The sequence below is a fragment of the Actinomadura chibensis NBRC 106107 genome (assembly GCF_001552135.1).
Classification (GTDB): domain Bacteria; phylum Actinomycetota; class Actinomycetes; order Streptosporangiales; family Streptosporangiaceae; genus Spirillospora; species Spirillospora chibensis.
In genome coordinates this window covers 64,475-79,574 of record NZ_BCQP01000050.1, presented here as the reverse complement: position 1 = coordinate 79,574, position 15,100 = coordinate 64,475, and the positions used below count along the sequence as shown (strand labels likewise).

The following is a 15,100-nucleotide window of genomic DNA, read 5'->3' as shown; positions in this document are numbered from 1 at the left end:
GTGAGCACGACGGTGACCGACGAACAGATTCAGGCTCTGGCTTCGACCGCGAAACCGTACAGCCTGGCGCTCCTGCAGTGGACACCGGAGCGAACCATGAACGGCGCAGATGCCATAGAACTCGAGCATCAGCGACGCATGGTGTCGCTTCGTGCCGATGGGGTGATCGCCATTCTCTGCCCGGTCGCCTCCGACACCGTGGCCGGCGTCGCGATCATGACCGTGTCGGCCGAGGAAGCCACTGAGATCATGGCCGGAGACCCCTGCGTGCAAGCCGGAATGATGCGCTGCGACGTACATCCGTGCCACGGCTTCCCTGGAGACGCCCTCCCCATCTGAACGATCCGGCCAGGCCGAAGTGCACTTCACCAGGGCGGCTCTACCTGCATCGGCCGCTCAAGCCGCTGGTCGCATGCTGTGCCGACGTGGCGGACGACCTTCATGGCTTGTGGAGAGATACCGGGCGGACTTTGATCCGGTCGGGTGCGGTGGTCGCGACGGTGTCGGTGGACGCCGGTCGGGGCGGCGCGGCGGGGCGGGCTGCGGCGAGCCGGTGGACGCCGGAGGCCATGGCCGCGGCGCCGGCCAGCATGAGCGCCGCTCGCGGGCCGGTGATGTCGAGGTGCTCGTGGAAGGCGGTCAGGCCGATGAGCAGGGCCGTCAGCGGCTCGCTCAGCGTGATCGCGGTCAGCGGTGCGGTGAGCGAGCCGGTCAGGAAGGCGTTCTGGTTGAGCAGCAGGGCCGCGGCGGCGCAGGCGAGGTAGGCGTAGGGCGCCCAGTTCGTCACGAGCGCGACCGGGTCGTCGAAGGTCCCGGCGCCCGCCTTGAGCACGGCCGCGGTGAGCCCGAACGCGATGCCGGTCGCGGCGCCGAGCGCGGTGCCCGCGGCGGCGGGTCGGTACCGGGCCGCGGCCAGGCAGCCGGTGATCGTCAGGGCGCACGCTCCCGCGACGGCGGTCATCGTGGCCGCCGTGGGTGCGCGGTCGCCGGCGGCGGGCTCGGCGACGATCATGAAGACCGTCAGGCCGCTCGTGGCCAGCAGGGCGGCGCCGAGGGTGCGGCGGTCGGCGCGGTCGCCGCCGAGCCGGGGTTCGAGCACGACGCACAGGGCCAGCCCGATCATGAGCAGCGGTTGCACGAGGGCCAGCGGCGCGGCGCGCAGGGCCAGTGCCTGCAGGACGACGCCGAGGACGGCGGCCAGGCGCCCGCCCAGCCACAGCGGGCGGCGCACCAGGCGGGCCAGCAGGCGGGGGTCCAGCGTCCGGGACGTCCGGGACGTCCGGGCGTCGCGGCGGATCTCCCGGTGGGCCGCGTGATGCTGCAGGGCGGCGCTGAGCGCGAAGCAGCCACCGGACGCGACGGCGATCAGCGCGGCCAAGCCGGTCACGAGACCACCCTCGCGACCACCGGGCCGCACCGCCCCGTGGCTTTCCCGGCGCGCCCGGTCACGACGCCGCTTCGTGCTCGCGCCTCATCCTCCACCGTCCGTCAGTGGCACGGCCGTCCGCCCGTCGTCAGGCCGATGATAGGCGCCGTTTCCGGCCTGGCCGTCTTGCCTCCGAGCCAGGACTTCGGGCGGCCGGGTACCGCGCGCCGGCGGCGGGGGGACGGCCGCGCCGCCGCGGGTCAGCGGCGGCAGGGCCTCCACCGGCACGCTTCGGCCCGTCTCGAACGAGTGCCGGGCGGCGAGCGCGACGTGCAGGGCCGTCCGGGCGTCCTCCACGCCCGGTGAGGCCGGCGTCCCGTTGGCGATGGACGCCGCGAACGCCTCGACGGAGTCGCGGTAGGCGTCGCCGAACACGTCGAAGACCGACGCCCCGTCGCGGGTCGACGGCCGGACCAGCACCGCCCAGTCGCGTTCGCGGCCGAACTGCACCATGCCCTCGGTGCCGACGACCTCCATCGCGATGTCGTAGCCGTAGGTGGCGTAGCGGCTCCACTCGGTCAGCGCCATCGTGTCGCCGTCGAGGTGCAGGGTGGTCGAGCAGGTGTCGATGTCGCCCTTGTCGCGCAGGGCCTTGTGGACCAGCGCCGCGCCGGTCGCGGTGACGGCGCGCACCTCGCGGCCGAGCAGGAACCGGGCGGCGTCGAAGTCGTGGATCGCGCAGTTGAGGAACAGCCCGCCGTTGCGGTCCAGGCCCCAGTTCGCCGGGTTGGAGGCGTCGGGATCGCGTCCGTGCGTCTTGAACAGGACGGGTTCGCCGATGTCGCCGGAGTCGATGATCCGCTTGGCGTGCAGGTAGCGGGAGTCCCAGCGGCGCTGGAAGCCGATCTGGAACGGCACGCCCGCGTCCACGACCTCCTGGAGCACCCGGTCGGTGTCCTGGAGGGTCAGGCAGACGGGCTTCTCCACGAAGATCGCCTTGCCCGCGCGGGCGGCGGCCAGGATGTGCCCGGCGTGCGCCTGGGTGCTCGACGCGATGACGACGCCGTCGAACGGCATGGCGAGGAATCCGTCGAGGTCGGCGGTGACCGGGACGCCGTGGGCGGCGGCCGTCGCGAGCGCGGCGGGTTCGGTGTCGCAGACGGCGGCGAGTTCGGCGCCCGGGCAGGCGGCGATGTGCCGGGCGTGGACGGCGCCGAGCCTGCCGTGCCCGATCAGGCCGAGCCGCACCGGCCGGGACCCGGGCGCGGCCGGGGCGGCGCCGGGCGCGCTCATGCGGCCGCCGTGCAGGCGGCGGTGAACCGCTCGGCGACCGAGGTGATCTCGGCGTCCGAGGAGGTGATGTTGATGCCGAACCCGGCGCCGATGCCGGTGTCGACGACCCCGACGCTGATGTTGACGGCGCGGCCGAGGATGTCGTCGGTGCGCGGCAGGTCGCCGGGCTGGGCGTACCGGGCGGGCTCCGACCACCCCGGCACGGGGGTCTTGTGCTCGACGATCTGGTCCATCAGCCCGTACACGTGCCAGCCGGATCCGGCCACGGTGCGGACGCCGAGGCGCTCGGCCACCGCCTCGGCGTGCGAGCGGTCGTCGAACAGGTAGGTCAGCAGCGAGGCGCAGTCCCCGGCCGGGTCGTTGAGCACCCGGGGGCGGACGCCGGGCAGGTCGGGGATGCGCGCGCGCAGAGTCGCCTTCTTCTCCCGCAGGGTCGCGACGATCTGGTCCACCTTGCGCAGTTGGGCGAGCGCGACGGCGCCGGTCAGCTCGTTCATCTTGAAGTTGAGCCCGATCAGGCTGCGGGCGTGGCCGGCCGTCTTGCCGCCGCTCCGCAGCGGGATGTGGCCCTGGTCGTGCAGGGCGAAGACCCGCTCGTAGAGCCCCTGGTCGTCGGTGACGACGATGCCCCCGTCACCGGCCGTCATCATCTTGTACCGGTTGAACGAGAACGCGCCGAGCGCCCCGAAGGAACCGAGCGCGCGGCCCTCGTAGGAGCCGCCGCCGGCCTGGCAGACGTCCTCGATCAGGACGAGGTCGTGATCCTCGACGATCTTGCGGATCGCGCGCATGTCGCACGCGTTGCCCAGCATGTGCACGACGAGCACGGCCCGGGTGCGCGGGGTGATCTTGCGGCGCAGGTCCTCGGGGTCCATCGTCAGCGACTCGTCGACCTCGACCAGGACCGGCACCGCGCGGGCGTGCACGACGGCGCCCATGGTCGCGACGTAGGTGAAGCCCGGGACCAGGACCTCGTCGCCGGGGCCGATGCCCGCGGCGAGCAGCGAGATGAGCAGGGCTCCGGTCCCGGAGCTCGTCGCCACGGCGTGCGCGACGCCGCAGTGCGCGGCGAACTCGCGTTCCAGGGTGTGGACCTTCTGGGTGAAGCCGGGGTCGTCGCCGGAACCGTACCGGGAGAGGTGCCCGCTCCTGAGGACGTCCTCGACCTCGCGTCTTTCCTCGTCGCCGAACACATAAGCCCCTGGACCTGCCATGGAGCGCCTCCGCATCCCCCAACGACGTTGATCCGCAAAAGTTTACTGATCTTTCAGTGGCGGGCGGGGTGGCGCTGGATCGCGCATGCTAGGGCGCGTGTCGCGGGCCGGGCGTAAGATCATCTCGTGACGTCCGATGACGGCGCGGGCGCGCCGGTCGGCCCGGTCCCGTCGCCGCGCTCCTGGGCGACGTGGCGGTACGCCCTGCGGCACGGGCTGATCCTCGCCGTGCTCTGGATGGTCTACACCCTCGGCAGGGCGGCCGCCGGGCGGCACATCGGCCGCGCGTTCGCCAACTCCGACGACGTCTGGCACTTCGAGCGGTGGCTGCGCATCCCGAGCGAGGCGGCGTTGCAGCGGTGGGCGCTGGGGTGGGAGCCCGGAATCCGCGCGGCGGATCTCTACTACAAGTACGTCCACCTCACCGACTTCGTGATCATCTGCGCCTGGCTGCTGCTGTGGCACCCGGAGCGCTTCGGCTGGTTCCGCCGGGTGATCGTCCTCATCACCGGCCTGGAGCTCGTCGGGCACTTCGCCTACCCGCTGGCGCCGCCGCGGATGCGCCCCGACCTCGGGATGACCGACACCGCGCAGGTCTTCGGCCACGCCGTGTACGGCGGCTCGTACGAGAACCACGGCCTGTTCAACCAGTACGCCGCCATGCCCTCGATGCACGTCGGATGGTCGTTCTTCTTCGCGATCACGGTCGTGACGATCGCGCGCGGCCGGTGGCGGTGGATCATCGTGGCGCACCCGCTGCTGATGACCTACACCGTCGTGGTGACGGGCAACCACTACTGGTTGGACGGCATCGTCGGCCTGCTCCTCCTGGCCATCGGACTGTGGCTCTTCCGCCGCGACAGCCCATGGCGTCATCGGCCCGACCGGCACGCCCCCAGTGACTCAAGTCCGAAGGCGGACGCGGAGGCGGAGCACCCCACCTCGGGTTGAGCGTCGCCCAGGGCCCGTGCGGTCGTCTGGCTGGACGATCGCGCCTGGTGGCCCGCCCGGCGGCGGAGCCGCGACAAACGGCCTGCTACAAGTGTAGTTTGAATGCGGTCCGGGACGTCGAGCATCACATACGCGGGGGGACTCTGTGAGCGCCGAAGGAAGCACCAAGGCGGTCCTCACCGCGCTGGCCGCGAACCTGGGGATCGCGGTCACCAAGTTCGTGGCGTTCGCGTTGACCGGGTCGTCGTCGATGCTGGCCGAGGCGATCCACTCGGTGGCCGACTCCAGCAACCAGGCGCTGCTGCTGATCGGCGGGAAGCGCGCCGGGCGCCGCGCGACCGAGGAGCACCCGTTCGGGTACGGGCGCGAACGCTACATCTACGCGTTCCTGGTCGCGATCGTCCTGTTCAGCCTGGGCGGGATGTTCGCGCTGTACGAGGCGTGGCACAAGATCCGCGATCCGCACTCCATCGACGAGTGGCAGTGGGTGCCGATCGCCGTGCTGCTGGTCGCGATCGCCCTGGAGGGGACCGCGCTGCGCACGGCCGTCAAGGAGTCCAACCGCAGCCGGGGACGGTCGAGTTGGGTGCAGTTCGTCCGGCGGTCCAAGTCGCCTGAGCTGCCGGTGATCCTCCTGGAGGACACCGGTGCGCTCGCCGGGCTGGTCTTCGCGCTGGCCGGGGTGAGCCTGACCCTGATCACCGGCGACGGCGTCTGGGACGGCATCGGCACCGCGGCGATCGGCGTGCTGCTCGCGGCCATCGCGATCGTGCTGGCCACCGAGGTCAAGAGCCTGCTCGTCGGCGAGTCCGCCGGGCCCGAGCAGGTGCGGCTGATTCGGGCGGCGATCACGGAGGGCCGCGACGTCCCCTCGGTGATCCACATGCGCACCATGCACGTCGGCCCGGACGAACTGCTGGTCGCCGCCAAGATCGCCGTCGATCTCCAGGACGACGCGCGCGAGGTCGCCGACGCGATCAACGACGCCGAGGCCCGCATCCGCGCGGCCCTGCCGATCGCGCGGTGGATCTACCTGGAACCGGACGTCCTGCGCACGAAGGGGTGAGGCTTCGCGCGCGCCACCGAATGCCGCACCGACCCGGGAACGCCGCCGTCACCTATTCTTCGCCCTCGAATTCCTCGCCGGAGGATTCCGCGGCGTCCTCGCGCGCGTCCTCATAGGCATCCTGATACGCGTCCTCGTATGCCTGTTCGTACGCGGCCTGCCGATAGGCGTCCTGGACGGCGTCCTCGGCCGCCTCGGCGAACACGTCACCGACCGACGGCTCCTCGTCGCTCTCGTCGTCATCGTCGAGCATCTCGTTGACGACGGCACCCGCCACGAACCCGGCCGCCACACCACCGACCGCTCCCGCGGCCACTCCACCCCAGCCCGGCCCGTGGCCGCCGGAGTGTTCACCGTGGTGACCGTATGTATCGTGCGGCGCATGGTGGGCCAAGCCGTGGCCGCCGTGATGCCCGGCGACGGCTCCCAGCCATCTCTCCAACTCGTGTTCCCACGTGGTGCGCAACGCTTCTTCATGGGAGACGTGGAAACGACCGAAGACGTCCTCTCCTTCGGAGAACATGTTTCCGCGCCGATCCGCTTCCAGGATCACGACCAGCCCGTGCGGATCGGTCACGAAGGTGAGCTCCACCTCGTTGATCTGCCCGCCGTATCGCGGCGGAGCGTAGAACTCGATCTCCTGGTAGAACGGCAGTTCCTGGTGGACGCCGGCGATATGCCCCTCCTCCACGTCCGCGCTCTTGAACCCGAACCCGAGGGCGCCGAAGGCGTCCAGGACCCGCTGCTGGGAGGGCAGCGGGACCACCGAGACAGGGTCGATATCCCCGGCATCGACCGCTCCCGCGACCTCCAGTTCCGTGCGGACGCCCATCGCCATCCCATGCAGATGCTGCCCGTACACCTCCGTGACGGGCAGCTCCCAGGGCAACGGCATCTGAAACGGGATCGCATGATGCTGACCCGCCCCCAGAAGGAACGCGCCCGTGATCGCGCCACGGTGGAATTCGCGGGTACCGCCGGCCTCCTCGTCGCCGTACTCGTCCTCAGAGCGGGTCACAAGACCGAGCACCACCTGGTGGATGTGGACCTCGTGCTCTCCGCCCGTTATCCGGACCTCCCCGGCCAGGCGGTCACCGGGCCGGACCTGTGAGGTGGCGAGCACGGTCTCCACCGAAGGGCCGCCAACGCCGAAGGTGCCGAGTAGCCGTCTGAAGCCCATGGGTCCCTCTCTTCTGATGTCATCGCCACGACCGTGCGACGGACGGGTGACGGAACGCCGCTACGACACTTGTAGCAGCTCCAGGTGAGATCTAACCAGCAGATCACTCCACGCGAAACTCTCCACCCATTCGCGGTGCGCCAGCGGCCTCAAGGCGGGGAGCGGCGCCGACGGCCGGTGAGCTGCGTGGCGGTGGAGCCCGGCGGTGCGGTGACGTAGTCGGCCTGGTCGAGCAGCGCCCGCGCGACTTCGGACATCGACACTCGAAGGAGCGGCCGAATCGCCGCCCGGGTGCCATTTAGCGCCGAAGATACAAGGCCATCAAACGGGCAGGGTCAGACACAAAACGCTGCCGGTCGGCGGGTTTCCTTATCCGCTATGCCGAGGGGGTGTCGACGTCCGGGTGGTCGACCTCGAACATCCTCGCCACCTGCAATTGGACGGCCGGAATGTCGAACAGTGCTCCGACCTGCTGCGCCTTCGTCGCGCTGTCCTTGTCGCCGCGGTCGACCAAGGCGATGACGTGCGGAAACGCGACGATCATCGTGTTGTCGCCGACCAGGTGACCGTAGTACCTGGTCGGCAGCAGGTTTTCGGAAAGCGTCCTCGCGAAGGGGAGTGCGTCGTCGTCCGGCACGTCGTACTCGACCAGTTCCACCGGGCCGTTGTTGAGCGTGAAGGGGTAGCGCCGATCCAGCGTCCCGGGAAGGGCGTCCAGAATGCCGGTGTCGGTGAGGCTCTCTACCACGATAAAGGCGCGCACAGGGTCCTCCCTTTCATCGACTGAACGACCTGGATTGGAATGTCCGGTTCCCGTCGCGGGCGGGACGGGACCCGGCCCCGGGCAGGCGCGTGAAGGAGCATCGGCGCGGCTGCCTGGCGGCGGGCCTGACCTGCGCAGGCTTGACACATACTTTTCCTACCATAATTATGGGGATATGTGCACTGACTGTTCGGCGTGTGGTGGACCACATGCGGCTGGACAGCACTCTCTGTCGCTGATCTGCCCTCTCCCCTCCTTCCCCCGAGTTCTCCTCCCGCGAGAACCCGCCGTTCCGTCCTGCCCGGACGCGGCGGCGGCCGTCTCGCTCGTTCGTGAAGGGCCACGTCAGTCATGTCGAGTTCAGTTCCGCACGCCTCCCGCGCGAAAGCCCCGCGTCGTCGGCGACCGTTGGTCGGCGCCGCCCTCGTCCTCCTGCTGGGCCTGGCCGCCGCCTGCGGCGGGTCGGCCACGGCGGGCGGCGGCTCCGGGCGCGGCACGGTGATCAAGCTGAGCGACCCGGGCAACGCCGGGGTGCTCGCCTATGCCAAGCGCGAGAAGATCTTGGAGGAGCGGCTCAAGGCCGTCGGCGCGCGGGTGGAGTGGGGCGGCTCGTACGCCTCGTTCACCGCGACGATCGACGCGGTGCGGTCCAGGTCGGTGAACGTGCTGGAGGGCGCGATCTCACCGGCCGTGGGCTACCTGGCCAACGGCCGCGACCTGCGCATCTTCGCCGCCGCCGACCGGGTGACCGACAAGGCCGCGCCGTATGAGGACGGCCTGGTCGTCAAGGCGGACAGCCCGATCCGGACGGTGCGCGACCTGGTCGGCAAGCGCGTCGCCGTCAACAGGGCCGGACGCGGCGAGTACCTGCTGCTCCTCGCGCTGAAACAGGCGGGCATCCCCGCCTCGCAGGTCCAGCGCGTCTACCTGAACCCGGCGCAGGGCGCGTCGGCGTTCGCGACCGGCAAGGTCGACGCCTGGTGGGCGATCGTCAACGCCTATCCCGAGGTCGTCGCCAAGGGCGCGCGGGTCCTGCTGCACGGCCGCGACCTGCCCGACCAGGACCTCACTATCTTCGCCGCCCGCACCGAGGTGCTCCAGCGCGGCTCGCGCGCCGTGCGGGTCTTCCTGGACGTGCTCCGCGAGCTGACCGAGCAGGAGAAGCGCGACCCGCGCAAGTTCCAGAACGTGTTCCTGGACAAGGGCCCGACCGCCCTGTCCGGCGCGCGGTTGGACGAGGCGATCGCCAAGGCCCGCTACCAGAACGTGCCGCGTCCCGTCACCGACGCCGACGGCGCGCACGTCACCGCGGTCGCCGGTCTGTTCCGGGAGCAGGGCGTGGTGCCCAACGCGATCCGGCCCGAGGACGTCCTGGTCAAGTTGGGGGCCGCTCGATGACCGCCGAGATCGCGTCCGACGCCGGGGCGGTGACGCGGCGTCCGGTGGAGGAGCCGGTCGGCGAGCTGCGCCCGCCGCCCTGGCTGGGACAGCGCCGACGGCGTCCGGCGGTCTCGCTGGCCCTGCGGCTGTCGGTGCCGCTGGCGCTGCTGGTCGCCTGGTGGTGGGGGGCGCGCAGCGGCCGCATCCCGGCGGACGTCCTGACCGGGCCGGGCGCGGTGCTGTCCGCGCTGCGGGAGCTCGCCTCCACCGGGCAACTCGCCGACTACGTGCTCGCCTCGGCGCGCCGCGCGGCCCTCGGCGTCCTGGTGGGGTGCGGGGCGGGGCTGGTGCTCGGCGCGGCCGCCGGGCTGTCGGCGCTCGGCGAGGAACTGATCGACCTGACCCTGCAGATGAAGCGGGCGGTGCCGTTCCTCGCGCTGGTGCCGCTGTTCATCTCCTGGTTCGGCGTCGGCGAGACGTTCAAGGTCGCGCTCATCGCGGTGGCCGCCTCCGCGCCCATGTACGCCTACGTCTACCTGGGGGTGCGCGGCGTCGACCGCAAGGTGGTGGAGGCCGCGCGCGGGTTCGGTCTGCGCGGCGCGCGGCTGGCGGTGTCGGTGGTGCTCCCGTCCGCGCTGCCCAGCGTGCTGATGGCGCTGCGGATCAGCCTGTCGGTGTCGCTGACCGGGCTGATCGCCGCCGAGCAGCTCGGCGCGACCGAGGGCATCGGCTACCTGGTGACGCTCGCCCAGCAGTACTACCGCAACGACTACATGGTGCTGTGCATCCTGATCTACGCGCTGCTCGGGCTGCTCATCGACCTCGCGATCAGAGGTCTGGAACGGCTCGCCACGCCGTGGCGGGGGCAGGTGACGGCCCGATGACCCGCGACGTGCGCGAGGTGGCGGTGCGGGTGCGGGGGCTGCGCAAGGCGTTCGGCGCCAAGACCGTCCTGGACGGGATCGACCTGGAGGTCAGGCGCGGCGAGTTCTTCGCGCTGCTCGGGCCGAGCGGCACCGGCAAGACGACGTTGCTGCGCCTGCTGGCCGGGCTGGAGCGGCCCGACGCGGGGACGGTGCTGACCGCGCCGCGCGTCACCACCGTCTACCAGGAGCCCCGGCTGGTGGTGGCCAGGCGCGTGCTGGCCAACGTCACGCTCGGGCTGCCGCGTTCGACGAGCGACAAGGGCCGTCGCGCGCTCGCCGAGGTCGGGTTGGGCGGACGCGAGCGCGCCTGGCCCGCCACCCTGTCGGGCGGGGAGGCGCAGCGGGTGGCGCTGGCCCGCGCGCTGGTCCGCGACCCGCAGGTGCTCCTGCTGGACGAGCCGTTCGCCGCCCTGGACGCCCTGACCCGGTTGCAGGCCCAAGATCTGGTGGCCGAGTTGTGCGCCCGGCACCGTCCCGCGGTCGTGCTCGTCACCCACGACGTGGACGAGGCGGTGCGCCTGGCCGACCGGGTCGCGGTGCTGGACGGCGGCTCCTTCGTGGTGGACCGTGCCATCGAGCTGCCCCGTCCGCGCGGCGCGTCGTCGGCCTCGTCCGACCCGGCGGCGCTGGAACACCGTCGTGAGCTGCTCGCCCGCCTGGGCGTCTCCCCGCCGTCCGACCGAGTCTCCCCGCCGTCCGACCAAGCCGCCCTGCCCTCCGACCGAGCCGACCTGCCCGCTGACCGAGGAGTGATCGCATGAGCAGCCCGCGTACCCGTGGCGTCGACAAGATCTGGTTCACCCGCTGCCCGGTTCCGACCGCCAGCGGCCTCGCCCACCGGCGCGGCGGGCTGGCCGAGGCGTTCGCGCCGTACGGGCTGGAGGTGGGCGTCCTGCAGGACGCCGAACCCGAGCTGGCCCGCCACCATTTCGACCACGACCTGCCCGGGCTGTTCCGCGAGGGCGGCAACGTCCCCGCGCTGGCCGCCCGCAGCGAGGGCGCGCCCACCAGGCTGATCGGGCTGACGTGGATCGAGGAGTGGCAGTCGGTCCTCGTCCGTCCGGGCTCGGGCATCGAGGGGCCGGGGGACCTGCGCGGCGCCCGCGTGGCGCTGCCCGGCTGGGCCCGGACCAGGGCGCAGAGCTTCCCGCGCGCGATGGCGCTGCACGGCATCAAGGGAGCGCTCACCCAGGGCGGTCTCAACCTGGACGACGTCACGTTCGTCGAGGTCGCCGCCGACCTGTCGCCGTCGGTGGGACGCGACGCGCGCGGCGGCCGCATCGCCTGGCCCGGCCTGGACGAACTCGTCCGCGGCCAGGTGGACGCCGTCTACGTCAAGGGCGCCCGCGCCGCCGAGCAGGCCGCCGAGCTGGGCCTCGTCGTCGGCGTCGACCTGGACGCCCACCCCGACCCGTCGACCCGCGTCAACAACGGCACGCCGCGGCCGATCACCGTGCACGAGCGGCTGCTGGAAGAGCGGCCCGAGCTGGTGACCGCGTTCCTCACCGCCACGCTCCGCGCGGCCGACTGGGCCGCCGCCGACCTGGACGGCGTGCGGGGGATCCTTGCCGGGGAGACCCGGTCGGGCGCGTCCGGCGTGCGCACCGCCTACCGCGACGGGTTCCACCGCACGCTGCGTCCCGACCTCTCGCCCGAGCGCCTCGACCTGCTCGTGAAGCAGAAGGACTTCCTGCTGCTGCACGGCTTCCTGGCCGCCGACGTGGACGTCGCGTCGTGGGCGGCGCCCGAGCCGCTGCGCGAGGTCACCGCGAGGACGGCGGCATGACGCCCCCCTCTCCTCCCGGGACACCGCCCAGGTTCCTGCTCACGCTGCCGACGACCGGGCCGGACGCGGCCCCGGCGCCGCTGCCGGAGTTCGTCACCGACCTCCGCCGGGGCCGGTACGGCGCCTTCGACACGATCGCCGAGGCGGGACGCGCCGCCGAGGTCACCGGGTTCGACGGCGTCGTCGCCCCCTTCGCGCCCGACGCGGAGGAATCGCTGGTGGTGGTCGCGGGCCTGCTGCGCCACAACCGCTGGATACACGGAGTCGCGGGCCTGCATCCGGGCGTCGGGACCCCGGTGTACGCGGCCAAGCTGGCGGCGTCGCTGCAGCGGTTCAGCGGGGACCGCTTCGGCTGGTGGCCGGTCGTCGACCTTCCCCCGGCGACGGCGCGGGCGCACGGCGACTTCCTGGAGGGCCCGGACCGGTACGCCCGCGCCGACGAGTTCCTCACCATCGCCAAGGGCGTGTGGGAGCACGAGGACTTCACCTACGAGGGCAGGTTCTTCCAGGTCCTTGCCGGCGGCTTCCAAGGTCCGCTGGCCGCGCGGCGCTTCCCGGCCGTCCACCTGTCCGGCGTCTCGGCCGACGCGCTGGACCTGTCCGCGAAGCACGCCGACGTCCACGTCTTCGACGTGACCGGCGACCTCGACGCGCTCATCGCCGACCTGGGCGAACGGGCCGCCGAGCGCGGCCGGACCGTCGCCTGCGGCCTGCGGCTGAGCGTGGCGGCGCGGGAGGACGAGGACGAGGCGCGCGCCGTCCGCGACGTCCCCGAGCACGCCGTCACCGGGTCGTTCGAGCAGGTCGCGGCGGAGCTGCGGGGCTATGCCGAACGGGGCGTGAGCACGTTCGTCCTGGAGCCGGCGCCGCACGTCGAGGACATCTACCGGCTGGGGGAGCGGTTGCTACCCCTCTTCGTTCGGGAGCACGCCCATGTCGATTGACATCTACTGGCGCATCGGGACGCACGGCGACCAGTCGTCGCTGCGCCGCCGCCTGGTGACCCGCGGCGACTGGTCGCCGGTCGTGCCGGGCAGCATCACCCCGGGTCTGCGCGAGGGCCGTCCGGACGGGTACAGCCACCTGGACCACATGGCCGACGTCGCGCGCTCCACCGAGCTGTCGGGATTCGTCGGCGGGCTGCTGCCCTCGTTCCCCTTCACCGACGACCCCTGGGCGGCGGCCGCGAGCCTCGCCCGCGAGACCACCACCTACCGCTTCATGATCGCCTTCCAGCCCGGCTTCCTGCATCCGGTGCAGGCGGCGCGGATGTCGGCGAGCCTGCAGCGCGCCACCGGCGGACGCGTCGTCTACAACATCATCTCCGGCGGCGGCGGCCCCGCCCAGCTGTGGTGGGGCGACAAGGTCGGCCACGACGACCGGTACGCCCGGACCTCGGAGTTCCTCGACGTCCTCAAGGCCGTGTGGTCCGGCGGCCCCGTCACCCACGAGGGCCGCTTCTACCGGGTCGAGGGCGCGGGGCTGCCCGAGCGCCTCGCCGGGCAGCCCTTCCCCGAGATCTACTTCTCCGGCTCGTCCAAGGCCGCGATCGAGGCCGCCGGGCGGCACGCCGACTACTACCTGTCGTGGCTGGAGCCGTTCCCCGCGCTGGCCGCCAAGTTCGACCAGGTCCGCGAGCACAGCGCCGCCATCGGCCGGTCGCCCAGGTTCGCCGTGCGCATCGACGTGCTGGCCCGCGAGACCGAGGACGAGGCGTGGGCGGAGATCCGCCGCGGCTGGCGGCACGTCGACCCGGAGCGGCTGCGCGGCCCCGAGTCCACCGGCGACTCGGTCGGCTGGCTGCGCAGCTCGCGGTTCGTCGACTGGCCGGTGCGCGCGCCCCGCGAGCTGGAGGCGAGCCCCAACGTGTGGGGCGGCTTCCACCTGCTGCGCGGCGGTCCCGCGTTCGGGCTGGTCGGCAGCTACTCGCAGGTCGCCGCCCGGCTCGACGAGCTGATCGCGCTCGGCGTGGACGCGTTCATCCTCGCCGGGGTGCCGCATCTGGAGGAGGCGCGCCGCGTCGGCGAGAACGTCCTGCCGTTGCTGCGCGGCCGCTGGCCGGACACGGCGCCCGACACGTCCGTCCCCACCCTCGAACCGAAAGGATCGACTCGATGACCCGCGTCGGCTTCTTCCCGCACAACAACTCGCTCTGGGTGCTGCGTCACCGGGGCATCCTGGAGCGCTCGCTACCGGACGTGGAGTGGGTGGACCTGCGGTCGCTTCCCGCGGGCGACCGTCCCGCCCCCACGCAGGGCCTGCCGTCCCTGCACGGCGACCACCTGTTCGACGGCGGCTACGACTTCATCGGCACCGGCTCCACCCCGCCGGTCACCGCGCAGGCCCGCGGCCACGACATCGTCTACGTCGCGATCTCCGGTCCGCGGGTGGACAACGGGCGCCTGGTCGCCCTGCCCGGCTCCGGCATCGCCTCCCCGGCCGACCTGGCCGGCAGGCGGGTCGCCCTCGGCCACGGCTCCTGGCAGACGACGCTCCTGCTGTTCGCGCTCGACCAGGCCGGGCTGACCTGGCACGACATCGAGCCGGTCGACGCCGGGAACGAGGGCGCGCGACTGCTCCTGGACGGCAAGGTCGACGCCTGGACGGGCAGCTACCCCGCGCTCGCCGAGGTGGAGAGCGAGACGCGACCGGTGACGCTGATCGAGACCGAAGGGCTGTTCAGCCACCGCTCGCTGTGGTTCACGCGGCGCGACTTCGCCGTCCGGCACCGCGACGTCCTGGCGGCCATCGTCGGGGCGCTGCAGGAGTCGGACGCCTGGATCCGCGCGAACCCCCGGGAGGCCGCCGCGCTGTTCGCCGCCGATGACGGCGCCGACCTCGACGCGTGGGAGCACGCGCTGCGCGGCCGCCCGTTCGGGCTGCTCCCGGTCAGCGACGACTTCGTCGCCGAGCAGCAGCGGGCCGCCGACCTGCTGCACGCCAACGGCCTGCTCGACCGGAAGATCACCGTCGCCGACGCCGTCCTCCCGGACCTGGCCGACCTGGTCACCCGCGCGTAGAAGACGACCGCCAGCCCGATTCCGGAAAGCGCCGTCCGCCTCACACCGACCGCAAGAGGCGGACGGCGCTCGGCCCGCTTGGACATCCGCGAGTATTGGTCGCGTCTCATTTTCACATACTGAAATGCATTGTCGCAAAAAATTTGTGGCTCTTT

The 15,100-nt window shown here is 72.1% G+C and carries 15 protein-coding genes; 10 read left to right on the top strand and 5 right to left on the bottom strand.

The features are described from left to right. On the top strand, positions 1-339 hold the full coding sequence (locus ACH01S_RS28190) for a YciI family protein (protein ID WP_067898047.1): 339 nt from the start codon (positions 1-3) through the stop codon (positions 337-339). Between the two features lie 100 nt (positions 340-439). Here the strand turns inward: ACH01S_RS28190 and ACH01S_RS28185 are convergent, their stop codons facing one another. From ACH01S_RS28185 to ACH01S_RS28175, 3 genes are all read right to left on the bottom strand, one after another. Beyond that, on the bottom strand, positions 440-1,387 hold the full coding sequence (locus ACH01S_RS28185) for a DMT family transporter (RefSeq protein WP_067898044.1): 948 nt from the start codon (positions 1,385-1,387) through the stop codon (positions 440-442). An 84-nt stretch (positions 1,388-1,471) separates the two neighbouring features. Continuing rightward, positions 1,472-2,659 (bottom strand): Gfo/Idh/MocA family protein, encoded by a 1,188-nt coding sequence (locus ACH01S_RS28180; protein ID WP_067898040.1) that lies wholly within the window; start codon positions 2,657-2,659, stop codon positions 1,472-1,474. After that, the gene (locus tag ACH01S_RS28175) at positions 2,656-3,873 is read right to left on the bottom strand and encodes a DegT/DnrJ/EryC1/StrS family aminotransferase (protein WP_067898037.1); all 1,218 of its coding nucleotides are present in this window, start codon (positions 3,871-3,873) and stop codon (positions 2,656-2,658) included. Before ACH01S_RS28175 ends, ACH01S_RS28180 begins: the two co-directional genes overlap by 4 nt. Before the next feature lie 126 nt (positions 3,874-3,999). On the opposite strand from ACH01S_RS28175, the gene ACH01S_RS28170 reads away from it, so the two are divergent. Together ACH01S_RS28170 and ACH01S_RS28165 are read left to right on the top strand one after the other, a co-directional pair. Beyond that, a complete protein-coding gene (locus ACH01S_RS28170) occupies positions 4,000-4,824 on the top strand; it encodes a phosphatase PAP2 family protein (protein ID WP_067898033.1) in 825 nt (274 codons plus the stop codon). Between the two features lie 145 nt (positions 4,825-4,969). Next, positions 4,970-5,890, top strand: a complete 921-nt coding sequence (locus ACH01S_RS28165; RefSeq protein WP_067898030.1) for a cation diffusion facilitator family transporter — start codon at positions 4,970-4,972, stop codon at positions 5,888-5,890. A 52-nt stretch (positions 5,891-5,942) separates the two neighbouring features. Here the strand turns inward: ACH01S_RS28165 and ACH01S_RS28160 are convergent, their stop codons facing one another. Next, entirely contained in the window at positions 5,943-7,070 is a 1,128-nt protein-coding gene (locus ACH01S_RS28160) for a sporulation protein (protein ID WP_067898027.1), read from the bottom strand. A gap of 376 nt (positions 7,071-7,446) precedes the next feature. Continuing rightward, positions 7,447-7,833, bottom strand: a complete 387-nt coding sequence (locus tag ACH01S_RS28155; protein ID WP_067898024.1) for a hypothetical protein — start codon at positions 7,831-7,833, stop codon at positions 7,447-7,449. Positions 7,834-8,241: 408 nt separating this feature from the next. On the opposite strand from ACH01S_RS28155, the gene ACH01S_RS28150 reads away from it, so the two are divergent. The 7 genes from ACH01S_RS28150 to ACH01S_RS28120 are packed head-to-tail and all read left to right on the top strand — an operon-like array spanning position 8,242 to position 14,945. Further along, positions 8,242-9,231 carry an ABC transporter substrate-binding protein gene (locus tag ACH01S_RS28150; protein WP_246236717.1) on the top strand — a complete coding sequence of 330 codons (990 nt, stop codon included), beginning with the start codon at positions 8,242-8,244 and terminating at the stop codon, positions 9,229-9,231. Continuing rightward, on the top strand, positions 9,228-10,097 hold the full coding sequence (locus ACH01S_RS28145; protein ID WP_067898019.1) for an ABC transporter permease: 870 nt from the start codon (positions 9,228-9,230) through the stop codon (positions 10,095-10,097). Before ACH01S_RS28150 ends, ACH01S_RS28145 begins: the two co-directional genes overlap by 4 nt. Further along, entirely contained in the window at positions 10,094-10,900 is an 807-nt protein-coding gene (locus ACH01S_RS28140; protein WP_083981233.1) for an ABC transporter ATP-binding protein, read from the top strand. Before ACH01S_RS28145 ends, ACH01S_RS28140 begins: the two co-directional genes overlap by 4 nt. After that, complete coding sequence (locus tag ACH01S_RS28135; RefSeq protein WP_067898016.1) at positions 10,897-11,925, top strand: ABC transporter substrate-binding protein; 1,029 nt, start codon at positions 10,897-10,899, stop codon at positions 11,923-11,925. Before ACH01S_RS28140 ends, ACH01S_RS28135 begins: the two co-directional genes overlap by 4 nt. Further along, on the top strand, positions 11,922-12,869 hold the full coding sequence (locus ACH01S_RS28130; protein WP_067898014.1) for an LLM class flavin-dependent oxidoreductase: 948 nt from the start codon (positions 11,922-11,924) through the stop codon (positions 12,867-12,869). Before ACH01S_RS28135 ends, ACH01S_RS28130 begins: the two co-directional genes overlap by 4 nt. After that, positions 12,859-14,043 (top strand): LLM class flavin-dependent oxidoreductase, encoded by a 1,185-nt coding sequence (locus ACH01S_RS28125; protein ID WP_067898011.1) that lies wholly within the window; start codon positions 12,859-12,861, stop codon positions 14,041-14,043. The genes ACH01S_RS28130 and ACH01S_RS28125 overlap by 11 nt, the downstream gene beginning before the upstream one ends. Further along, positions 14,040-14,945: an ABC transporter substrate-binding protein gene (locus ACH01S_RS28120; RefSeq protein WP_067898008.1), complete on the top strand. Its 906-nt coding sequence runs from the start codon at positions 14,040-14,042 to the stop codon at positions 14,943-14,945. Before ACH01S_RS28125 ends, ACH01S_RS28120 begins: the two co-directional genes overlap by 4 nt. Positions 14,946-15,100: the final 155 nt, after the last annotated feature.